Raw genomic sequence first — 21,942 nt, 5'->3', positions numbered from 1 at the left:
TGGTGGTGGGAGAAGGATTCGAACCTTCGAAGTCTGTGACGGCAGATTTACAGTCTGCTCCCTTTGGCCGCTTGGGTATCCCACCAGATTTTGAATTGCTGTAATCGTTCACAGCGGGCGGCATCATATCAAATGACGCGCCCCTGTAAAGCATTAATTTTAAAAAAATGTTCGAATGCGGTTTTTTTAATCTTAATGCGTGATAAATCAGCAAATTACTATACTTATAGAATTATTGTACGGTTGCCGTATACAAATACCCGTTGTGCTAAGACCCAATACAATGCATGACTTAGAACATTTTTTTCAACATCACGACCTGCTCGCATCATATCGTCAGCAGTGAAGGTATGGTCCACATTAATAACGTTTTGAGTAATGATTGGCCCTTCATCCAAATTATCATTCACAAAGTGAGCTGTTGCCCCAATAATTTTCACTCCGCGTTCATAAGCTTGGTGGTAAGGACGTGCACCAATAAATGCTGGTAAGAAGGAGTGGTGTATATTGATAATTTGATTTGGATAATGCTGAACAAATGCAGGGGTAAGTACTCGCATGTATTTAGCAAGAACTACGTAATCAGGCTGGTATTGGTCAATTTGCGCCGTGAGTTTTTCATCATGTTGTTCGCGGGTTAAGCCTTCATGACTAATATGATGGAACGGAATACCAAACTGCTCTACGAGGTGTTTTAGTGTGTCGTGGTTACCAATGACAGCTGCAATTTCAACATCTAAGCCGTCATAAGCACTTTTCATGAGTAAGTCACCCAAGCAGTGAGCTTCTTTTGTCACTAAAATTACAATACGTCGACGACCCGCAGAATTCAGTTCGCGCTTAGAGCCTTCAGGAAGTGCATCATCTAAGTCTGCAAGGAGGGTTTCATCATTAAAGATCCCTTCAAGTTCCGTTCTCATAAAAAAACGACCAGTACGGTGATCAACAAACTCATTATTTTGGATAATATTGAGCTGATGCTTATAACAAATATTGGTGATTTTAGCGATTAATCCCTTAGCGTCAGGACAAATTGTTCTGAGAATTTTTTTCTGTACATTTTTGTGTTGCATGGAACTGTCTAATCCTTAACTAACAAAAGTCCAACTATTTGGACTAAGAGTAATTGTGCAATTGACACGATTTGATATTCATAGAATTAATAACTATCGCAGCACTTTTTAAATTTTTTACCTGAGCCGCATGGACAGTCATCATTACGCCCAACTTTTGGTGTTATTCCATCGATATAATACCAACGCGTATTAATGCGAAGAAAACGGGAGCGTTCATGAATAAGTTGTTTATGATCGACTTTTTCATCAATAAAGCAAGCCGAAAATTCGACATAAGCCTCATCAAGATTTTTGGCATGAGAAGAACTAATGACTCGTAATCCCTGCCATTGAGTGTGCTCAAAGCTTTTGATGATCTCGTCACGCCATTCGTCAGCATGGCAATCTGGGTGCCATGTTTTAATCAAGTAATCCGCATCCTTGTGAACGTAAGCACTATATCTGGAGCGCATTAATTGTTCCGCTGTTTCTGGGATAGTTTGCTCTTGAATGAAGGGAGAGCAGCAATGGTCAAACGGTTTAGGATTACCGCAGCTACAATTATTTTTTAAAGATTGGCTCATTCTTTTCTCGATAAAATAACTATACTTAAAAAATATAGTCTCTAATGATTTTGTAATATGACTATTGTTGGCACAACAAATTATTAATAAAACTAAGCATGGTAGTGGTAGGTATGATATGAAAAATAGAAAAATACTCATAGTTGAAGATGAAAAAATTTTTTGCACTATTCTTCGTGAGTACCTAGAAAGCTTGGAAACTGAAGTCTATATCGCTGACAATGGCGCGTTGGCATTGGATCTAATTACAGAAAAACACCTTACACCTGATGTTATCTTGTGTGATTTAAATATGCCAGTGATGAATGGTGAAGCATTTATGGCCGAGCTGGTGGGCCGGAATATTCATATTCCTGTTATTGTCATTTCAGCAACCACTGATTTTACCCAACTAGACAGGATGTTTCGTCTAGGGGCAAAAGATGCCTTACTTAAACCGATTAAAAATTTAGATGAAGTAAAGATGACTATTCACTCAGCTTTGTATCCTGAGAAGTACGATACAGAAAGTGTTATGGAGCATGAGATCCAAAATATGTCGAATATCCTTAATGGTGATAAATTGGATATGTTGGCTATTCTAAAGCAATTACAACCACCCGTTAGTCAGATTATTAATGGCTATAGAATAAACTATAGGCAATTAAATGAAGCAAATCGCTTTGGGCTATTACTGGATATTGCAGCGATATCTGAAGAGCAGGTTGGTTTTTATTGCATAGATACAGAACGCTCTCCACAAGAAGGGATCATGGCTGCTTTTTTGATTAGAGTCGTTTTTAATGATTTATTAAAGAGTGCAGTGAGTCACCCAGATAAAAAATTACCTAACATCGATCGTATTATTCACCAAATAAATCATCTTCTTGAAGAGTCTGGTTTTTCAGGGCAGTTTCCGCTTTTACTCGGCTACTTCAACACCAAAACGAAAAATGTAATATTGGCGAGTGCAGGGCTGGAAGCTGAAATAACGACTGAAAACCATCACTATCATTTAGATCGTAATATTCCTTTAGGTACCTTGAAGTCCTACCATTCAAATCGTTTAGATTTTCATGGCGCTCAATGGAAATGCCTTATTCGGAATAATGACCAGCGAATTAAGCTGATGTTTAATCCTGACAGTGAGATGTAAATCGATTATTAAAAATAACTTCAGATATCATCAATTAGACTCATTACTATTTATTCAGTTTTGATTCCTGATATACTTGCGCGCACTAAAAATGCACCATGGTATATCATTGAATAATAGTGAAGGGTGCTTAGAAAAATTCTGGAGTTATAAAAAATGATTAAACGCAAGGTGCGTAAAGCTGTAATCCCAGTAGCGGGTTTAGGAACGCGTATGCTTCCAGCAACAAAAGCGATCCCGAAAGAAATGCTACCTATCGTTGATAAACCTCTAATTCAGTATGTGGTTAATGAGTGTATTGCAGCAGGTATTAATGAAATTGTTTTAGTGACTCACTCATCTAAGAACTCCATTGAAAACCACTTTGATACTAGCTTCGAGCTTGAAGCTATCTTAGAAGCGCGAGTGAAACGTCAGCTCCTTGATGAAGTAAAGTCAATTTGTCCAAGCCATGTCACTATTATGCAAACGCGCCAAGGGATTGCAAAAGGGCTAGGTCACGCTATTTTATGTGCTAAGCCATTAGTGGGAAATGAGCCTTTTGCTGTTATTCTCCCTGATGTAATTTTAGACCGTTACAGTACGGATTTAACGAAGTTTAATCTCAGAGAAATGCTCGAACACTTTGAGGAAACTGGGGCTAGCCAAATTTTAGTTGAGCCTGTACCAGAAGAGGAAGTCTCTAACTACGGTATTGTTGACTGCAATGGCATTACGCTGAATCCTGGAGACAGTAAGCCTGTTTCGCGGATGGTCGAAAAACCAACTAAAGAAGAAGCTCCTTCCAATTTATCGATTGTGGGTCGTTATGTGTTATCCGAAAAAATTTGGGATGCATTAGCAAGAACGGCACCAGGCGCTGGTGATGAAATTCAATTAACTGATGCTATTGCTCTTATGATGGAAAATGATGAACCTGTCGAAGCTTACCATTTATGCGGTAAAAGCCATGACTGTGGAAATAAATTAGGCTATATGAAAGCATTTGTAGAATATGGTATTCAACATGATACTTTAGGAAAAGATTTTTCGTTATGGGTTAAAGAGTTTGCGGCTAAATTAGCAGCATCAGAAACAACGAAATAATCCAACCAGTTAGTTGTTAATTATTAAAAGCTAGCCAATAGGTTAGCTTTTTTTATGTCTAGAAATAAAACCATATACTCATTTTTTAAGCGTCAATTAATGATGATGTACATATATATACTATTACATGCATGACGTGTAAATTAAATGCAAAAATAAGTAATGACTCTTGACGAGATTAAATACGTAACTTTACTTTAACTGAAATTTTATTTCATATAGTTATTTTTTAACTGAAGAGGTAGTAAAGGGATAACTGAATAAAAGAATGTGAAGTCAGTCAGGATTATTATGATATATATAAAAAAACACCCTTATGAAAAGGGTGTTTTTAATAAAGGAGAATTTGGTTATTAGATTAAGAAATCATCTAAAGATTTACCTTGTTCTTCGATTGCTACTTTGATGACGGCTGGAGTACGGCCTTGGCCTGTCCAAGTTTTAGTTTCGCCATTTTCATCAACGTATTTATATTTAGCAGGGCGTGCAGCGCGTTTAGCTCTGGTGCTAGTCCCTTTAACTGAATCCATTGTTTGCAGAAGGTCATTTAAATCTACACCTTGCTCTAAAATCATTTCACGAACTTTTTCCAATTTACGGTTACGTTCTTCAACTTCAGCACGAGCTTGGCTTTCTTCTTCTCTGCGTTCTTCAACAACGACAGTTAATTTTTCTAGCATTTCTTCCAATGACTCTAAAGTAACTTCGCGAGCTTGAGCACGAAGAGTACGGATGTTATTTAATGCTTTTAATGATTCGCTCATTTTCCTGGTCTCAATTTTATATGTTGGCATGTGTACAGTAATAATAGAGTGCTATTTTAAATTCTGCAATAGCTAAATTACCTTCTTAGTTTAAAAGTTATCTTTAACGAATGCAATTTTTTTACAAGGGAAATATAAAAATTTTCACTATTATAAATAGCTCTATTATCAATAACAGAATTAATGAAAAAAGGTAATTAGAAACACCCTCTAGCTTTTATATTAATACACATAACAAACAGTTTCACTTTTGGATGCAGAGGAATAAAAGAGAAACCTTTAACTTAAATTTTCTTTTTTTGATACAGTTAATTAGCAATACGTGCTACGGATTATACCTACTGAGGATAATATCAAATAGGAATTTATTGTATTTAACTCATAGATTGCGTTAAATTTATCGTCTAATTTAACATAGTAGTGGAGAACAGTTTTGTATGATTGACTGTAAATGCAGAGTTAGGGTTAATCTTAAAATGCCTTTATGATAAAGTATTTACGAATATTATTTTTAGGGAATAGCCAGATGGCACAGCTATATTTTTATTATTCTGCGATGAACGCAGGTAAGTCAACAGCATTATTGCAGTCTTCATATAACTACCATGAACGTGGTATGCGCACACTTATTTTTACTGCAGAAATTGACAATCGCTTTAGTCATGGAAAAGTCTCTTCTCGAATTGGCTTATCAGCAGATGCGTTATTATTTTCGCCCACAACGGATATGGCTGACATTATCAAAAAAGAAAACAGCGCGCAAAAAGTGAATTGTGTGTTAATTGATGAGTGTCAATTTCTTACCAAATTACAGGTGGAGCAGTTATGTGATGTCGTCGATAATGTCGATATTCCTATCTTATGTTATGGGCTACGTACAGATTTTTCCGGAGAGCTATTTGCTGGAAGTCAGTATTTATTAGCATGGGCTGATAAGCTCGTTGAGCTTAAAACGGTCTGCTATTGTGGGCGTAAGGCGAATAAAGTTTTACGTATTGGTAGTGATGGGGTCCCAATGTATGAAGGAGCGCAGGTCGATATCGGCGGTAATGAAAAGTATATTTCAGTTTGCCGAAAACATTACTCTGATGCCATAAAACAAGCACAGTTAATGAATAGTGGCATTATTCAAAAAAAGCCCATCAATTTCAATTAATGGCTGATTAATATTAATAAACCAAATAATTTGCTAATGCTAATATCACGCAATATGGGTGATTTTGTCAGAAAAAGTAAATTAATGATTTAAATTAAAAACTTGATTTGTCGCACTAGATAGTCGAACAGTGTTAAATACTAGAATAATGGTGACATCAATTTATGATAAACCCCATGCCTTTAACATGGGGTTTTCTTTTTATGAGTACACTTATTTTTCTTTATAAAGGTGTATTTATCTTTAGTTCATGAGTTTTTCTAACAAATAATAGTGATATGAAGCTATTCGGTTTTATTTCACTCATTCATTTTTTAGTGAGATTCAAGAATAATCTATGAGGATTAGGTTATATCTTATTGATTGTTTCCAGCAGATACCGGATATGTCAAAACTTTAGATAGCCCCCCATAGTCATTGATTATTTGCCAACTTGCATGGGTGATATTAGGAGGGGCCTCTGAGAGGGGCATTTTACTCAAAGGGGGCAAAATTAAACTATTTCCGTAGTCATGTTGGTTTAATTTAATTTTTACCAACGTGACATAATAGGGGGTAGGGTTATCGAATTGCCACTGAGCATCTTTCTTACTCAGTGTCACTTTCTGGAATATTTGGTTATTAGGAACCGCTAAGTGGCTTGGGCGGTAGATTACCTTGATAATGATATTCATGGTAATTGTCTGTTTGTTATTCTTACTACGGTCGTTGGAGCGCTTATGAGCAGGTATCGCACGAGTACTGAGAAAAAATAGTGATTCAGTATCCGCAGGTAGTTTATTCTTTTCTTTTAATAACACTTGAGGACTAAATTTACTGTTTGCATCCAGCCCAAATAAAGGTGGATTGACTTCAACATGCGAGGATTTTTCACCCTCAATAGTATTCGTTACAGTAGCTTGAATTAAATAGGGAAAACTATCGTCATTGACGACAGTAAAAGTTGCATCAGAATTGGCGTTATTAATGATTAACCGTGTCTGTTCTAAATGTAAGCCCGCACTATGGGCAGTAAAGTTAGCGGCTAGGAGCGGTATAGTGAAGATAAGTTGAGTCAGTTTTTTCATACTACCTCTTCTCATTGATAAAGAAAGTTTGATAGTCCTGACATCAGTATAAATTGAATTATCTATTTGATCCTTATTGATAAATGAGGATCAGATAAGGATTAGTGGCTAATTATTAATAAAAAGGCTCCAACAGACATTGGAAAAAGATCCAACACTATTGAAGCCTTATAACGGGTTAGTTGGCTAAATCACCAAGAATACCCAGTTTATTTTTTAGTGACTTTCTTTTCTGCTTTTGGCGCTGTTGAAGCAACGCTTGGCTCAGAAAATTCGCGACCGTAGTAAGAATCCAGTAACAGCTGTTTAATTTCTGAAATCAGTGGATAACGAGGGTTTGCACCAGTACATTGGTCATCGAACGCATCTTCAGATAACTTGTCTAAACGTGCTAGGAAGTCTGCTTCGGCAACACCCGCTTCACGGATAGATTTAGGAATACCTAAATCTGCTTTCATACTTTCTAACCACTCCAAGAGACGCTCAATTTTAGCACCAGTACGGTCGCCTGCTTTTGATAGACCAAGATGATCTGCAATTTCAGCATATTGGCGGCGTGCTTGTGGGCGGTCATATTGGCTAAATGCAGTTTGCTTAGTTGGGTTATCATTCGCATTAAAGCGGATAACGTTACAGATTAATAACGCATTTGCTAAACCGTGTGGAATGTGGAACTCAGAACCTAATTTATGAGCCATTGAGTGGCATACACCCAAGAAGGCGTTCGCAAATGCAATACCGGCTAAAGTTGCTGCATTATGCACGCGCTCTCTGGCAACTGGATTTTTAGCACCTTCATGATAGCTAGCTGGCAGGAAGTCTTTCAGTAAACTTAGTGCCTTCAGTGCTTGTCCATCAGAGAATTCATTTGCTAGTACAGAAACATAAGATTCTAGTGCATGGGTGACAGCATCCAAACCACCAAAGGCGGTTAAAGATTTTGGCATATTCATGACTAAGTTAGCATCAACAATTGCCATGTTTGGCGTTAATGCATAATCAGCTAATGGATATTTTTGGCCTGTTTTATCATCAGTTACAACCGCAAATGGTGTAACTTCAGAACCTGTACCCGATGTCGTGGTGACAGCAACTAACTTCGCTTTTACGCCCATTTTCGGGAATTTATGAATACGTTTACGAATATCCATAAAGCGTAGCGCTAATTCTTCAAAGTGGGTTTCTGGATGTTCATACATAACCCACATGATTTTTGCTGCATCCATTGGAGAGCCACCACCTAATGCGATAATGACATCAGGTTGGAAAGCTTGCATCTGAGCTGCGCCTTTACGGACAACCGATAATGTTGGATCCGCTTCAACTTCAAAGAATACGTCAGTTTCAATGTGATGTTTTTTCAGAACATCGACAATTTCATCGACATAACCATTATTGAATAAATAGCTATCAGTAACGATAAAGACTCGTTTTGCTCCGTCAGTGGCAATTTCCTCTAACGCAATAGGGAGGCATCCACGGCGGAAATAGATTGAGTTAGGAAGTTTATGCCATAACATATTTTCAGCTCTTTTCGCGACCGTTTTCTTATTGATTAAATGTTTTGGTCCTACGTTTTCAGAGATGGAGTTACCACCCCAAGAACCACAACCTAGGGTTAACGATGGTGCCAGTTTAAAGTTATAGAGGTCACCGATACCCCCTTGAGATGCTGGAGTATTAATCAATATACGGGCGGTTTTCATTTTTTCGCCGAAATAGCTGACGCGTTCATGTTGGTTATCTTGGTCGGTATATAGGCAAGACGTATGACCAATACCACCCATTTCAACGAGTTGTTCAGCTTTTTCAACTGCATCTTCAAAGTTTTTTGCGCGGTACATTGCTAACAATGGAGACAGTTTTTCATGAGCAAAAGGTTCTGATTCATCGATGGCTTTGACTTCACCAATCAGGATTTTGGTTGTCTCGGGAACGATAACACCTGCCATTTCTGCAATTTTAAATGCAGGTTGGCCAACAATAGCAGCATTTAAATTACCATCTTTAAGGATGATATTTTGTACGGCTTTAAGTTCTTTACCTTGTAGCAGATAGCCACCGTGGTTAGAGAAACGTTCACGAACTTGGTCATAAACAGCATCAACGACGACAACTGATTGTTCAGATGCGCAAATTACACCGTTATCGAAAGTTTTTGACATTAAGATTGATGCAACAGCACGTTTAATATCAGCAGTTTCATCGATAACAACAGGGGTATTACCTGCACCCACGCCAATAGCCGGTTTACCTGAACTGTAGGCAGCTTTTACCATACCCGGTCCACCAGTGGCTAAAATCAGATTAATGTCAGGATGGTGCATCAGTGCATTGGATAACTCCACTGAAGGGGAATCAATCCAGCCGATAATATCTTTTGGCGCACCAGCGGCAATCGCGGCATTCAAGACAATTTCAGCGGCACGGTTGGTGGCAATTTTTGCACGAGGATGTGGAGAGAAAATAATTGCGTTACGTGTTTTTAAGCTAATTAATGACTTAAAGATAGCCGTTGAGGTTGGGTTAGTTGTTGGCACGATACCACAAATAATCCCGATAGGTTCGGCAATGGTAATTGTACCAAAAGTTGGATCTTCAGAAAGTATACCGCAGGTTTTTTCATCCTTATAAGCGTTATAAATATATTCCGAAGCAAAGTGGTTTTTAATCACTTTATCTTCCACAATTCCCATTCCAGACTCTTCAACAGCCAGTTTTGCTAATGGAATACGCGCATCGGCAGCAGCTAGTGCAGCGGCACGGAAGATTCTATCCACTTTCTCTTGAGAGAAGTTGGCAAATTCACGTTGTGCTTTTTTGACTCGAGCAACAAGTTCATTGAGTTCAGTAACATTAGTTACGGACATAGATTACTCCTGATAAAGTTAAAATTTTTAAGCCAATGAGCAAATTATCTATAAAAAACTATTGTAATAAGACCACCCAAAACAAAAGTATAGATAAACTTAGCAATAAGTCCTTACTTCACTGCCGATTGGCTTATAAATCTCAACTAAATAGCTCTAAAAGTAAAAGCACGGATAAACTAACTTATCGATTTCTTAAGTGTAGATTAGCAAAAAAGGAATTTTATAAAGTGATCTAAGTCACAAATATGGCATGCTGACACCATTCAGCATGCCTATTTTTCTGTATTGAGAGATTTATGAAAAATTGATTAATTTATCGATAAAAAATGGTGAAGAAATAACTAATTTTTATCGATTATGTGCAGTTGAAATAAATAATGTCAGTAACACGCACAAAATGATTCTTTCTCTAAGGAATTTAATTGGTTCAGTGATAAAATAAGAAGGGATGACCATGTCGTATTTAAGCATTTTATGAGGATATTAATGGGTGAGCGCAACATTACTTGATTTATCAGGCTATATTAAATTTTTTATTGGTCTATTTGCGTTGGTAAACCCAGTTGGCATCTTGCCTGTGTTTATTAGTATGACGAACTATCAAACGAATGCGAGTCGCAATAGAACCAATACCATCGCTAATACCTCAGTGGCGATTATTTTATGTACTTCACTACTTGTTGGTGACTCTATATTGCAACTTTTTGGTATTTCAATTGATTCATTCCGGATTGCGGGCGGAATCTTGATTGTGACCATCGCGTTATCGATGATTAGCGGTAAGATTGGGGAAGATAAACAAAATAAACAAGAAAAAACAGAAACAGCAATAAGAGACAGTATTGGTGTTGTCCCATTAGCACTCCCATTGATGGCTGGACCAGGTGCGATCAGCTCCTGTATTGTTTGGTCTTCTAGATGGACTGGCTGGCAAAATTTTCTTGGACTAGCATTAACCAGTATTTTATTCGCTTTTTGCTGCTGGTTATTGTTCCGTTCTGCCTCGCTGTTGGTGCGTTATCTGGGGCAAACAGGTATTAACGTTATTACTCGTATTATGGGCTTGCTATTAATGTCCCTAGGTATTGAAATTGCAGTGACTGGCGTGAAAGCGATATTCCCAGGCCTTTTATAATCGATTGAAGTAAGCCGCTATCTTTATGCGGCTGCTTTTCTTCTTTGCTTCAATAAACCATCCTCTTCTCGACGTTATAAAATCTTCCACCTATTAAACCAAAGTACATAGCCCAAATAGTTCACTATTGGGATGAATTTTTTTTGTGATTATATGTCGCATAATTTACAAAATTAGGCGAAAAAAGTAAGGAATTGTGAGCTGCGTAAATTTATTCACTATTCTCATCACTGATTGTTAATGATATGTTTGGATTATGAAGATTGAGCTGATTATCTGTATTTTATAATAAAAACTCTATCCAATTGTTTTATTAAAATAAAAATAAATTTTAACCTCAATTTACTTTTTAAAAAATAAACAAATAAATCAAAAGATGTTAATGAATTGTATGTTTTTTTATTGGTTGTTCACGGGAGCTCATAGCGGAATGGGGCGTTGAATTGTCTATGTTCTGACCATGAAGTTTTGTTTATGAGCTTTTCATCGCCTGTAATAAAGTGAGACAGCTATCCCCTTATCCCAGAAAGGAGCTACGATGAAGTTAACCACAAAATTCAGTCTACTTTCTTATTTAGCCATTTCATTTCTCACCTCAGCTCACGCAGCCGAAACTTTAAAAGTTGATAAAACGCTACAGTCCATCACCATCAATAATGGCTCTGAAGTAACTTCTCTTGATCCCCATAAAGTTGAAGGTGTTCCTGAAGGGAATATTATTTTAAATTTGTTAGAGGGGCTGGTATATGACGATATAAATGGCCAGCCTGTCGCGGGAATGGCAACGAGTTGGGAACATCAAAATTATACGGTATGGACATTTAAATTAAGAAATGGAGCGAAATGGAGTGATGGAACTCCGGTTGTTGCAGAGGATTTTGTATATAGCTGGCAAAGGTTAGCTGACCCCAAAACAGGCTCTCCGTATTCGAGTTATCTACAAAATGCTTATATTGAAAACGCGGATGAAATTTTAAAAGGCAACAAACCAAAAGAGTCCTTAGGTGTGAAAGCGCTAAATAATCAGACGTTACAGGTTACTCTTAGTCATCCGGTACCTTATTTTATCGATATGCTGTCTCATACATCGATGAAGCCAGTTAATCGAAAATCCATTGAAAAATATGGCGATAAATGGACTCAACCCGGAAATTTTGTTGGCAATGGCGCGTATATATTGGATGAGTGGACTGTGAATGAAAGAATCGTTGTAAAGCGCAATCCTCTCTATTGGGATAATCAACAGACTCAAATTGATCATGCGACCTTTTTAGCGATAACATCGGAAGTCAGCGATAATAACCGTTATCGTAGTGGTGAAATTGATATTAGTAATTCTGCTATTCCGCCTAATTTATATCAAAAAATGCTCGCTGAGAAACCGAAAGAGCTCTATGTTCGCCCATATCTTTGTACTTTCTATTATGAAATTAATAACCAAAAAGCGCCGTTTACCGATCCTCGAGTTAGAGAAGCGATTAAATTGGGTTTAGACCGTGAAACAATTACTCATAAAATCATCAATCAGGGACAAACAGTCGCGTATGGCTTTACACCTACTTTTATTAATAATGGTAATTTTGCTCTACCCGAGTGGACCAAATTATCGGCGCAGCAACGTTACCAGCGCGCAAAACAATTACTCGCTGATGCAGGATACACACCACAGAATCCATTAAAATTTAATTTGTTATACAACACTTCTGATCAAAATAAACAGCAAGCGATTGTTGCCGCGTCTATGTGGAAAAAAAATATCGGCGCTGAGGTCACTCTACAGAATCAAGAATGGAAAACGACGCTACAAAATCGTCATGAAGGAAACTATCAAGTGGCGAGAGCTACATGGTGTGCAGACTATAATGAACCGTCTTCCTTCTTAAATATGATGCTATCGGAAAACAGTAATAATACCGGTTTTTATCAAAACAAAGCTTTCGATAAATTACTACTCGAAGCTTTAACCGCGCCTAATGATGCTGAACGCCAAAAAATTTACCAACAAGCTGAATCCCTATTAGATCAAGACTCTGCGATAGTGCCTGTTTACTATCGAGTGAGTGCAAGAATGATCAAACCCACAATCGCAGGATTTAAAGGAAATGACCCCCTTGATCATATGGATATTAAGCGGTTATATATAAGCACAACTAATTAATAATATCTAAATAAACACAATAACTGTTTACTTACAAAGTAAACCGAAATGTCCACAACACAACCAAAACAAGAGTATGGGAGTAACCAAAATAATGAGCAAATTATTGAATAAATCCTTTGTTGCTTTAAGCGTTGCCGCTGGATTGCTCGCGACAACGATGGCAACCAGTTATGCCGCGGTTGTTCCTGCAGGGGTTGAACTGTCTGATAAACAAATGCTAGTAAGAAATAATGGTTCTGAACCTCAATCCCTTGATCCTCATAAAATTGAAGGAGTTCCTGAATCTGCACTCGCAAGAGATCTTTTAGAAGGAATTACGATTATTGGACCTAATGGGGAAATTTTACCGGGATCCGCAGTGAGTTGGGATAACAAAGATTTTACGGAATGGACATTTAAAATTCGCGATGGTGCCAAATGGTCTAATGGTGATCCCGTTACTGCTCAAGATTTTGTGTATAGCTGGCAACGCTTAGCTTCTCCAGATACAGCATCTCCGTATGCGAGCTATTTACAATATGCTCATATTAAAAATGTTGATGACGTTATTGCAGGCAAAAAGAAGCCTGAAGAATTAGGTGTAAAAGCGCTAGATGACAAAACGCTCGTGATTACATTGAGTGAAGCCGTCCCTTACATTCCAAAATTATTAGCTCACTCATCGATGTCCCCAGTCAATAAAAAAGCCATTGAGCAACATGGCGCTAAATGGACTCAGCCTGCAAATTTTGTGGGTAATGGTGCATATAAGCTGAAAGATTGGACGGTGAATGAACGTATTGTATTAGAGCGCAGCCCAACATACTGGGACAATGGAAATACAGTTATCGAACAAGTGACATTCTTGCCAATTTCATCAGAGGTGACGGATGTTAACCGCTATCGTAGCGGTGAAATTGACATGACTTATAGCAATTTACCGATTGAACAGTTTAAAAGCTTACAACAAAACATGCCAAAAGAGCTGAAAGTCAGCCCATACTTATGTACGTACTACTATGAAATTAATAACGAAAAACCGCCATTTAATGACCCAAGAGTCAGAGAAGCATTAAAGCTTTCTATGGATAGAGATACCATTACCTATAAAGTTAAAGCGCAGGGCGATATTCCCGCTTATGGTTTCACTCCGCCATTTACGAGCGGCATGAAAGCAGAAAAACCGGATTGGTATGCCAATATGACCCAAGAACAACGTAACGAAAAGGCAAAACAATTATTAGAAGAAGCGGGCTATAACAAATCTAATCCATTGAAATTTAACTTATTATATAATACATCTGATTTGCATAAACGCATTGCTATCGCGGCGTCCTCCATGTGGAAGAAAAATATTGGCGCTGAAGTTAAATTGGAAAACCAAGAATGGAAAACTTTCTTAGATAGCCGTCACCAAGGTGCTTATGATGTTGCGCGAGCAGGCTGGTGTGCGGATTATAATGAACCATCCTCATTCTTAAATATGTTGTTGTCTTATAGCAGTAATAATACCGTGCATTATAAAAATAAAGACTTCGATGCCGCCATGAAAAAAACCTTACAGGTCAAAACGGATGAAGAACGTGCTGCACTGTATCAACAAGCAGAAAAAATCTTAGATAAAGATTCCGGTATCGTTCCTCTTTATTACTATGTAAATACCCGCTTAGTGAAGCCATATGTGGGTGGATACACGGGTAAAGATCCATTAGATAACTTGCATACAAAAGATCTGTATATCATCAAACATTAATTACAACAGGCGGGCTGAATGCTAGCCCGCCATTTGCCAACTTGGCGTATGAAGTAGGAAAGGGCAATGTTTAAATTTATTGTGCGTCGTTTGCTTGAGGCAATTCCGACCCTGTTAATTCTTATCACTATCTCATTTTTTATGATGAGATTAGCACCGGGAAGCCCTTTCACAGGAGAACGAAAACTGCCTCCTGAAGTCATGGCGAACATTGAGGCGAAATATCACCTCAATGACCCAATGTATAAGCAATATTTCAACTATTTGGTTCAGCTCTCTAAAGGGGATTTTGGTCCCTCTTTTAAATATAAAGATTATAGTGTCAATGAGTTAGTTGCAAAAGCGTTCCCTGTATCAGCAAAACTTGGTGCCACAGCATTTGTCGTCGCCGTGCTCTTTGGGGTTTCCGCTGGAGTGATTGCGGCATTAAATCAAAATACGAAATGGGATTTTACAGTCATGGGATTCGCCATGACGGGGGTTGTCATCCCAAGCTTTGTTGTTGCACCGTTATTGGTGCTGATTTTTGCTATTCATTTGAAATGGCTACCTGGCGGAGGTTGGGATGGCGGTAATTTAACGCATATGATTTTGCCGATGGTGGCACTGTCGCTCGCTTATATCGCCAGTATCTCCCGTATTACGCGTGGTTCAATGATTGAAGTTATGCACTCTAACTTCATTCGCACGGCGAGAGCGAAAGGTTTACCGCTACGCACTATCATTTTACGCCATGCTTTGAAGCCTGCATTATTACCTGTTTTATCGTACATGGGACCTGCATTTGTCGGGATCATTACTGGTTCAATGGTGATTGAAACAATTTTTGGATTACCGGGTATTGGACAGCTCTTTGTCAATGGTGCGCTTAATCGTGACTATTCATTAGTATTGAGCTTAACCATTTTAGTGGGCGTACTGACGATTGCTTTTAATGCGATTGTGGATGTTTTGTATGCCGTTATTGATCCTAAAATTCGTTATTAAACCGGAGGAGCACTATGTTATTAAATAAAAAAAATAGTGAAGCTCTGGAAAATTTTTCTGAGCAATTGGATATTGAAGGACGTAGCCTCTGGCAAGATGCGAGACGCCGGTTTATCCATAACCGAGCTGCAATTTTTAGTTTATGTCTGCTGTTTTGCATTACATTATTCGTTATTTTTGCTCCCATGTTATCGCCATTTTTGTATGACGATACGGATTGGGAAATGATGTCCATGCCTCCAGATATGACGACGGGACATTATTTTGGTACCGATGCTTCGGGTCGAGATTTGCTAGTCCGTGTTGCGATTGGTGGACGGATCTCATTGATGGTCGGTGTGGCGGCAGCATTGGTGGCGGTCGTGGTAGGAACATTATATGGCTCGCTGGCGGGTTATGTAGGCGGGAAAGTTGACTCCATTATGATGCGATTACTGGAGATCTTAAATTCATTCCCATTTATGTTCTTTGTCATTTTATTAGTGACACTGTTCGGAACCAATATTCTACTCATTTTCGTCGCAATTGGGATGGTGTCATGGCTCGATATGGCGCGTATCGTTCGGGGTCAGACACTAGGTTTAAAGCGTAAAGAATTTATTGAAGCGGCATTAGTGTGTGGTGTAAGTACGCGACATATTATTTTACGTCATATTGTTCCCAACGTATTAGGTGTCGTCGTGGTTTATGCATCGTTATTAGTGCCTAGCATGATCTTATTTGAATCATTCTTAAGCTTTTTGGGACTAGGAACTCAAGAGCCTCTGAGTAGCTGGGGAGCATTACTTAGCGATGGTGCTAATTCAATGGAAGTGACACCATGGCTGCTGTTAATACCCGCAGGATTCTTAGTGGTGACACTGTTTTGTTTTAACTTTATCGGCGATGGCTTACGTGATGCCCTCGACCCGAAAGACCGCTAGAGGGATGAAATATGCAAAATTCAATATTCAGTAGCCCTCTGTTATCGGTCAAAGACTTAAATGTCAGTTTTACGACCCAAGATGGTGATGTAACCGCAGTAAATAAACTCAATTTTGAACTTAGTGCTGGGGAAACCTTGGGGATTGTTGGAGAATCGGGTTCAGGAAAATCACAAACTGCTTTTGCATTGATGGGATTATTGGCAAAAAATGGACGGATCGGCGGTTCCGCTGTCTTTAATGGCCGTGAAATTTTAAATTTAAAGGAAAAAGCCCTTAATCGGATGCGCGCTGAAGAAATCGCCATGATTTTTCAGGATCCAATGACGTCGCTCAATCCATACTTAAAAATTGGTATTCAGCTTTCTGAAGTGTTAATGCTACACAAAGGGATGAGCAGAAAACAGGCTTTTGATGAATCAGTACGTATGCTTGATGCGGTAAAAATGCCAGAAGCCCGTAATCGAATGAATATGTATCCTCATGAATTTTCAGGAGGAATGCGTCAAAGAGTTATGATTGCAATGGCGTTATTATGCCAGCCTAAATTATTGATCGCCGATGAACCAACGACCGCGTTAGATGTGACTGTTCAAGCGCAAATTATGACGTTACTTAATGAACTGAAACGGGAATTTGATACGGCAATTATCTTAATCACCCATGACTTGGGAGTTGTTGCGGGTGTTTGTGACAAGGTGTTGGTGATGTATGCCGGCCGAACGATGGAATATGGGAGTGCCCGAGATATTTTCTATCGGCCATCTCATCCGTATTCATTAGGGTTACTTGCGGCTGTGCCTCGGTTGGATGGGGATGATGATAACTTGGCGACGATTCCAGGTAATCCCCCTAATTTATTAAGATTACCTAAAGGCTGTCCATTTTCACCTCGTTGCCAATATGCCAATCAAACTTGTATGGATCAGGAGCCGCAATTATCTGCGTTTGCTCAATCTCGTTTGCGTGCCTGCTTTAAGCCTGTGGAGGAGTTAGTATGACCGATCAAAAAAATAGGCAGGTTCTGCTAGAAGTGAATGATTTAAAAGTTCACTTTTCAATACGAGATAAAAAACAATGGTTCTGGCAACCAGATAAAAGCCTCAAAGCCGTCGACGGGGTAACGCTTCGTTTATATGAAGGGGAAACCTTGGGCGTAGTCGGGGAATCTGGGTGCGGTAAATCGACGTTTGCGAGAGCAATTATTGGATTAGTCAAAGCCACTGGTGGTACGGTGACTTGGTTGGGGCAAGATCTATTATCGATGAATGATAAGCAGTGGCGCAATGTACGCAATGATATTCAGATGATATTTCAAGATCCGCTTGCATCGTTAAACCCACGCATGACGATTGGCGATATTATTGCCGAGCCACTCAAAACCTATCATCCCAAAATGTCCCAGAAACAAATCACTGAAAAAGTGAAAAACATGATGATGAAGGTAGGATTACTGCCAAACTTGATCAACCGTTATCCTCATGAGTTTTCGGGGGGACAATGTCAGCGAATTGGGATTGCTCGTGCATTAATTTTGGAACCTAAGTTGGTGATATGCGATGAGCCAGTTTCAGCCTTGGATGTATCAATTCAGGCGCAAGTTGTGAATTTACTACAAGAATTACAGCGGGAAATGAAGTTATCGCTGATTTTTATTGCCCATGACCTTGCGGTTGTTAAGCATATCTCTGATCGCGTGTTAGTCATGTATTTGGGACATGCCGTTGAGTTAGGTACTTATGATGAGGTGTATAACAATCCGCTACATCCTTATACACGAGCACTGATGTCAGCTGTTCCTGTTCCCGATCCTGATAAAGAAAAAAATAAGCAAATTGAGTTATTGGAAGGGGAATTACCTTCACCGATCAATCCACCATCTGGTTGTGTATTTCGTACTCGCTGCCCAATTGCAGATGAAGAGTGTGGAAGAACCCGGCCATTGTTGGAGGGAAGCTTCAAGCATGGGGTTTCTTGCTTAAAAATTGATCCTTTATAATTTTTAATCTGTAGAAATGGAAAAAGGACCTATGCAGGTCCTTTTTCTCGTTTAGAACAGCAAGGTGATTTTTACTGTTTCCATTCAATATGCTGGAAAGGATGTTGAGGATTTCGGCTGATCAGAATACGTGCAAAAATATCTTCAATATCATCTTCAGGACTTTTGGCTAGTCCAATGATGATTTCACTCATTTGCTCTAAAGGTAAGCTTTGAGTCGCAAGAATATGCCAATTTTGACTGAAAGGCACGACTTCAGCCGCACCACATTCTTCAAATTGTAAAGCAAAAATAACTTGATCAGCGGGCTCAAGATTGTCCATTGCGCCTTCAAGGAAAAGGTCATAGGCAATTTCGATGATTTCATCTTCATCGATCAGATTGATATTGGGTGTGTGGCTCATGACTTTTCCCTAAAAAGCAATACTACAATAATGGACTAAAGAAGTAACAGAGGCGCTCAACAACACGGTTCCAGAAAGGACGTTGTTCCCATTCTTCAATCTCTAAGCGGGTAGAGCGCGCCATATAATCATACTGAACTAGCGTCAGATCGCTACCAAAACTTTTATCATCGATGACCACTGTGATTTCAAAATTTAGCCATAGGCTGCGCATATCAAGGTTTACTGAACCGACTAAACTGAGTTCACCATCTACGGATACACTCTTGGTATGGAGTAAACCATCTTCAAATTGATAAATTTTAACGCCAGCTTCCAGTAACTCGGTGTAGAAAGAGCGGCTTGCCCAGCGAACGAGGAATGAATCATTGTGGCGAGGCATAATTATACTGACATCAACACCTCGCATTGCTGCGGTACAGATAGCATGCAGCAAGTCGTCGCTAGGAACAAAGTACGGGGTAGTCATGATCAGCTGCTTACGCGCGGAAAACATGGCGGTCATTAATGATTGTTGGATTAAATCATCTGGGAAACCGGGACCCGATGCAATCATTTGGGTGGTGTGACCGTTGTCCTGCTCAAATGGCATAACATTGGAATCAGGTGGAGGAGGGAGCAGACGCTTTCCGGTTTCCATTTCCCAGTCAAAAGCATACACAATACCCAGCGTAGTACTGACGGGACCTTCCATTCTCACTAAAATATCTATCCATTCTCCGACACCGGAATCTTGCTTAAAATAGCGAGGATCCACCATGTTCATACTGCCGGTATAAGAGATATAGTTATCGATGATCACAATTTTACGGTGTTGACGTAAATCCATACGGCGTAAGAAAAAACGCATCAGATTAACTTTTAATGATTCAACAAACTCAATACCTGCCGCCCGCATTTTGTCTGGATAATCACTGCGGAAAAAATGCCAGCTACCAGCAGAGTCAACCATAATACGGCATTTAACTCCGCGTTTAGCGGCATTCAATAAGGCTTCTGTCACTTCATCGACTAACCCGCCTGGTTGCCAAATATAAAACACCATTTCGATGGAGTTCTGTGCATTATTGATATCATTAGCAATTGCTTTTAAGGAATCTTCGCTAGTGGTCAATAGCTGGATACGGTTACCTTTTACTCCGGCAATTCCTTGGCGTTTCTCACATAGCTGGAATAATGGCTCGGCAACGGGGCTATTATCATTGGCAAAAATATGTTTGGAATGACGCAAGTTTTCGAGCCATGTGGCAACAGAAGGCCACATTTGGTGAGCTTTATCAATGCGACGTCGTCCTAGGTGTAACTCCCCAAAAGCGGCATACGCGATAATTCCCACTAAAGGCAGGATATAAATAATTAGCAGCCAAGTCATTGCCGACGTTACCGGTCTTCTGGTGACCAGAATACGAACGGTTACTGCTGCAACAATCAACCAATATAGGAAAAACAGGAGCCAACTCATTAAGGTGTAGACGGTTGCCATAATTGATAACAAGCCTCACGGACAGAGAGAAAAAAGTGTCATAAAACGAAAATATGTCTTATTAAATATAGACTAAGACTAAACATACCAGAATTTAGCAAAAACACTGAATAAAAACTCTGATAAATAAATAAAAACGCAATTAATGATAATTGCTAAGCGTAATAACAATGCGTTTTTTGATCTTGCAAAGGTGTATTAGTATTAAAAGTTCTGCTTGGTTCTCTTGAGTAAAGGAATATAATATTTCGCCATCACGATTATTCATAGGATAAGGATTAAAGAAATGAGACGCAGCAGGCAAGAAGTGGGTCGTTGGAGAATGCTAAGACAAGTTGTTCGCCGACGTCGCCGTTGGTTAGAAAGTCACTCTCGCCGTAATATGCACATTTATACGATCCGTAAACTCGATATCTATCGACGTCGTCATTCTTTGCTGTTCAGCCAGTGGGTTGAGTAAGGATATTCACGTTTTTACTCACATTTTTCACTTTGATCGCTAAACCTTATTGAATATGATTGCTATTTGCATTTAAACTATCAGTCATATTCGATAAGTAAACAGCTGTAGGGTAAAAATTACATATGCGTGGGATCAGACTCGTTGTCATCATTGGTATCTCATTATCAATTCATGCCGGCTTAGCGATGGCATGGATTTTTAATCAACCTAAATTTCCTCAACCCGAGGAACCTATCTCGATAGCGATGCTCTCGTTTGCTGAGCCTGCGGCAGAAACTCCAGTGGAAACATCCTCAGAACCGGAACCAGTTGTTGAGCCTGAACCCGAACCAGTCATTGAACCTGTTGTAGAACCCGTGATTGCTCTCCCTCAGAAAAAGCCGGAAGTAAAGAAAAAACCGGAACCGAAGAAAGAACCTAAAAAAGAACAGAAAAAAATTAAAGAAGAGCAAAAGCCTGTTGAGAAAAAATTGGCGATGAATAATTCATCCTCATCGAATCAAGAGCCAACAAATAAAGAGTTAACTAATAAGGTTGGAGATACTACAGCTAAAAATACGTCACCAGTGGCAAGCCAGACTCAAGGTAGTCGTGGGCCAAAAGCGCTGAATAAACAATTGCCTGAATATCCAGACCGTGCTCGTCGCTTAGGTAAAAATGGTTATGTCAAAGTACGTTATGATATCGATGAAGATGGCCGAGTGCAGAATGTTGAATTTGTTGAAACATCCCCGAAAGGGCTTTTTGAGCGGGATGTTAAACGTGCTATGAATCGCTGGCGTTATGAAAAACTCCCTGCTAAAGGGTATGTGACAGAAATCCATTTCAATATTGATGGTTCGGTGAAGCAAGTATAAGTCACTATCAAAAGTTAATAAAAATGGCGCTTAGGTTAGCGCCATTTTTATAGAAAACATTTCGATGTCACTAAGAAA

General features: G+C 39.1%; 19 protein-coding genes and 1 tRNA gene. 12 read left to right on the top strand and 8 right to left on the bottom strand.

Annotation, left to right across the window (positions count from 1 at the left end):
* The 3 genes from EL244_RS09625 to EL244_RS09615 form a co-directional block, all read right to left on the bottom strand.
* Positions 1-85: transfer RNA gene (locus EL244_RS09625), tRNA-Tyr, on the bottom strand.
* 139 nt (positions 86-224) lie between these two features.
* Positions 225-1,073 (bottom strand): formyltetrahydrofolate deformylase, encoded by an 849-nt coding sequence (gene purU / locus EL244_RS09620; RefSeq protein WP_006812882.1) that lies wholly within the window; start codon positions 1,071-1,073, stop codon positions 225-227.
* Positions 1,074-1,159: 86 nt separating this feature from the next.
* Entirely contained in the window at positions 1,160-1,639 is a 480-nt protein-coding gene (locus EL244_RS09615) for a YchJ family protein (RefSeq protein WP_126460545.1), read from the bottom strand.
* Between the two features lie 118 nt (positions 1,640-1,757).
* On the opposite strand from EL244_RS09615, the gene rssB reads away from it, so the two are divergent.
* Together rssB and galU are read left to right on the top strand one after the other, a co-directional pair.
* Complete coding sequence (gene rssB / locus EL244_RS09610) at positions 1,758-2,774, top strand: two-component system response regulator RssB (protein WP_126460542.1); 1,017 nt, start codon at positions 1,758-1,760, stop codon at positions 2,772-2,774.
* 156 nt (positions 2,775-2,930) lie between these two features.
* Entirely contained in the window at positions 2,931-3,860 is a 930-nt protein-coding gene (gene galU / locus EL244_RS09605; RefSeq protein WP_006812885.1) for a UTP--glucose-1-phosphate uridylyltransferase GalU, read from the top strand.
* A 353-nt stretch (positions 3,861-4,213) separates the two neighbouring features.
* On the opposite strand, the gene hns is transcribed toward galU, so the two are convergent.
* On the bottom strand, positions 4,214-4,624 hold the full coding sequence (gene hns / locus EL244_RS09600) for a histone-like nucleoid-structuring protein H-NS (protein WP_039854026.1): 411 nt from the start codon (positions 4,622-4,624) through the stop codon (positions 4,214-4,216).
* Between the two features lie 526 nt (positions 4,625-5,150).
* Here hns and EL244_RS09595 point away from each other — a divergent pair.
* Positions 5,151-5,780 (top strand): thymidine kinase, encoded by a 630-nt coding sequence (locus EL244_RS09595; protein WP_126460539.1) that lies wholly within the window; start codon positions 5,151-5,153, stop codon positions 5,778-5,780.
* 356 nt (positions 5,781-6,136) lie between these two features.
* Here the strand turns inward: EL244_RS09595 and EL244_RS09590 are convergent, their stop codons facing one another.
* Positions 6,137-6,847: a fimbrial biogenesis chaperone gene (locus EL244_RS09590; RefSeq protein ID WP_230084814.1), complete on the bottom strand. Its 711-nt coding sequence runs from the start codon at positions 6,845-6,847 to the stop codon at positions 6,137-6,139.
* A 209-nt stretch (positions 6,848-7,056) separates the two neighbouring features.
* The gene (gene adhE, locus EL244_RS09585) at positions 7,057-9,717 is read right to left on the bottom strand and encodes a bifunctional acetaldehyde-CoA/alcohol dehydrogenase (protein WP_006812889.1); all 2,661 of its coding nucleotides are present in this window, start codon (positions 9,715-9,717) and stop codon (positions 7,057-7,059) included.
* Positions 9,718-10,210: 493 nt separating this feature from the next.
* Between adhE and EL244_RS09580 the strand changes: the two genes are divergently transcribed.
* The 7 genes from EL244_RS09580 to oppF all read left to right on the top strand — a co-directional run bounded on the left by EL244_RS09580 (position 10,211) and on the right by oppF (position 18,657).
* A complete protein-coding gene (locus EL244_RS09580) occupies positions 10,211-10,855 on the top strand; it encodes a YchE family NAAT transporter (protein WP_006812891.1) in 645 nt (214 codons plus the stop codon).
* A gap of 538 nt (positions 10,856-11,393) precedes the next feature.
* Positions 11,394-13,013 carry an ABC transporter substrate-binding protein gene (locus EL244_RS09575; RefSeq protein WP_126460533.1) on the top strand — a complete coding sequence of 540 codons (1,620 nt, stop codon included), beginning with the start codon at positions 11,394-11,396 and terminating at the stop codon, positions 13,011-13,013.
* Positions 13,014-13,107: 94 nt separating this feature from the next.
* Positions 13,108-14,748 carry an oligopeptide ABC transporter substrate-binding protein OppA gene (gene oppA / locus EL244_RS09570; protein ID WP_126460531.1) on the top strand — a complete coding sequence of 547 codons (1,641 nt, stop codon included), beginning with the start codon at positions 13,108-13,110 and terminating at the stop codon, positions 14,746-14,748.
* Positions 14,749-14,814: 66 nt separating this feature from the next.
* On the top strand, positions 14,815-15,735 hold the full coding sequence (gene oppB / locus EL244_RS09565; RefSeq protein WP_006812894.1) for an oligopeptide ABC transporter permease OppB: 921 nt from the start codon (positions 14,815-14,817) through the stop codon (positions 15,733-15,735).
* Between the two features lie 14 nt (positions 15,736-15,749).
* Positions 15,750-16,658 carry an oligopeptide ABC transporter permease OppC gene (gene oppC / locus EL244_RS09560; protein ID WP_126460528.1) on the top strand — a complete coding sequence of 303 codons (909 nt, stop codon included), beginning with the start codon at positions 15,750-15,752 and terminating at the stop codon, positions 16,656-16,658.
* An 11-nt stretch (positions 16,659-16,669) separates the two neighbouring features.
* Entirely contained in the window at positions 16,670-17,659 is a 990-nt protein-coding gene (oppD, locus tag EL244_RS09555) for an ABC transporter ATP-binding protein (protein ID WP_126460525.1), read from the top strand.
* Complete coding sequence (gene oppF / locus EL244_RS09550; protein WP_115164346.1) at positions 17,656-18,657, top strand: murein tripeptide/oligopeptide ABC transporter ATP binding protein OppF; 1,002 nt, start codon at positions 17,656-17,658, stop codon at positions 18,655-18,657. The genes oppD and oppF overlap by 4 nt, the downstream gene beginning before the upstream one ends.
* 71 nt (positions 18,658-18,728) lie before the next feature.
* On the opposite strand, the gene EL244_RS09545 is transcribed toward oppF, so the two are convergent.
* Both EL244_RS09545 and cls read right to left on the bottom strand, forming a co-directional pair.
* Positions 18,729-19,061, bottom strand: coding sequence for an HI1450 family dsDNA-mimic protein (locus EL244_RS09545; protein WP_126460522.1), 333 nt, complete (start codon positions 19,059-19,061; stop codon positions 18,729-18,731).
* A 22-nt stretch (positions 19,062-19,083) separates the two neighbouring features.
* Positions 19,084-20,544: a cardiolipin synthase gene (gene cls / locus EL244_RS09540; RefSeq protein WP_006812899.1), complete on the bottom strand. Its 1,461-nt coding sequence runs from the start codon at positions 20,542-20,544 to the stop codon at positions 19,084-19,086.
* Between the two features lie 286 nt (positions 20,545-20,830).
* Between cls and EL244_RS09535 the strand changes: the two genes are divergently transcribed.
* Together EL244_RS09535 and EL244_RS09530 are read left to right on the top strand one after the other, a co-directional pair.
* Positions 20,831-21,004 (top strand): YciY family protein, encoded by a 174-nt coding sequence (locus EL244_RS09535; protein ID WP_126460520.1) that lies wholly within the window; start codon positions 20,831-20,833, stop codon positions 21,002-21,004.
* A gap of 125 nt (positions 21,005-21,129) precedes the next feature.
* Complete coding sequence (locus tag EL244_RS09530; protein ID WP_006812901.1) at positions 21,130-21,864, top strand: TonB family protein; 735 nt, start codon at positions 21,130-21,132, stop codon at positions 21,862-21,864.
* Positions 21,865-21,942: the final 78 nt, after the last annotated feature.

It is taken from the genome of Providencia rustigianii, assembly GCF_900637755.1.
GTDB lineage: Bacteria > Pseudomonadota > Gammaproteobacteria > Enterobacterales > Enterobacteriaceae > Providencia > Providencia rustigianii.
This window is presented reverse-complemented; position numbering and strand designations above follow the sequence as displayed.

Coding starts and splice junctions, on each gene's coding strand:
- purU (WP_006812882.1), bottom strand. CDS start 1,073: ATGCAACACAAAAATGTACAGAAAAAAATTCTCAGAACAATTTGTCCT.
- EL244_RS09615 (WP_126460545.1), bottom strand. CDS start 1,639: ATGAGCCAATCTTTAAAAAATAATTGTAGCTGCGGTAATCCTAAACCG.
- rssB (WP_126460542.1), top strand. CDS start 1,758: ATGAAAAATAGAAAAATACTCATAGTTGAAGATGAAAAAATTTTTTGC.
- galU (WP_006812885.1), top strand. CDS start 2,931: ATGATTAAACGCAAGGTGCGTAAAGCTGTAATCCCAGTAGCGGGTTTA.
- hns (WP_039854026.1), bottom strand. CDS start 4,624: ATGAGCGAATCATTAAAAGCATTAAATAACATCCGTACTCTTCGTGCT.
- EL244_RS09595 (WP_126460539.1), top strand. CDS start 5,151: ATGGCACAGCTATATTTTTATTATTCTGCGATGAACGCAGGTAAGTCA.
- EL244_RS09590 (WP_230084814.1), bottom strand. CDS start 6,847: ATGAAAAAACTGACTCAACTTATCTTCACTATACCGCTCCTAGCCGCT.
- adhE (WP_006812889.1), bottom strand. CDS start 9,717: ATGTCCGTAACTAATGTTACTGAACTCAATGAACTTGTTGCTCGAGTC.
- EL244_RS09575 (WP_126460533.1), top strand. CDS start 11,394: ATGAAGTTAACCACAAAATTCAGTCTACTTTCTTATTTAGCCATTTCA.
- oppA (WP_126460531.1), top strand. CDS start 13,108: ATGAGCAAATTATTGAATAAATCCTTTGTTGCTTTAAGCGTTGCCGCT.
- oppB (WP_006812894.1), top strand. CDS start 14,815: ATGTTTAAATTTATTGTGCGTCGTTTGCTTGAGGCAATTCCGACCCTG.
- oppC (WP_126460528.1), top strand. CDS start 15,750: ATGTTATTAAATAAAAAAAATAGTGAAGCTCTGGAAAATTTTTCTGAG.
- oppD (WP_126460525.1), top strand. CDS start 16,670: ATGCAAAATTCAATATTCAGTAGCCCTCTGTTATCGGTCAAAGACTTA.
- oppF (WP_115164346.1), top strand. CDS start 17,656: ATGACCGATCAAAAAAATAGGCAGGTTCTGCTAGAAGTGAATGATTTA.
- EL244_RS09545 (WP_126460522.1), bottom strand. CDS start 19,061: ATGAGCCACACACCCAATATCAATCTGATCGATGAAGATGAAATCATC.
- cls (WP_006812899.1), bottom strand. CDS start 20,544: ATGGCAACCGTCTACACCTTAATGAGTTGGCTCCTGTTTTTCCTATAT.
- EL244_RS09535 (WP_126460520.1), top strand. CDS start 20,831: ATGAGACGCAGCAGGCAAGAAGTGGGTCGTTGGAGAATGCTAAGACAA.
- EL244_RS09530 (WP_006812901.1), top strand. CDS start 21,130: ATGCGTGGGATCAGACTCGTTGTCATCATTGGTATCTCATTATCAATT.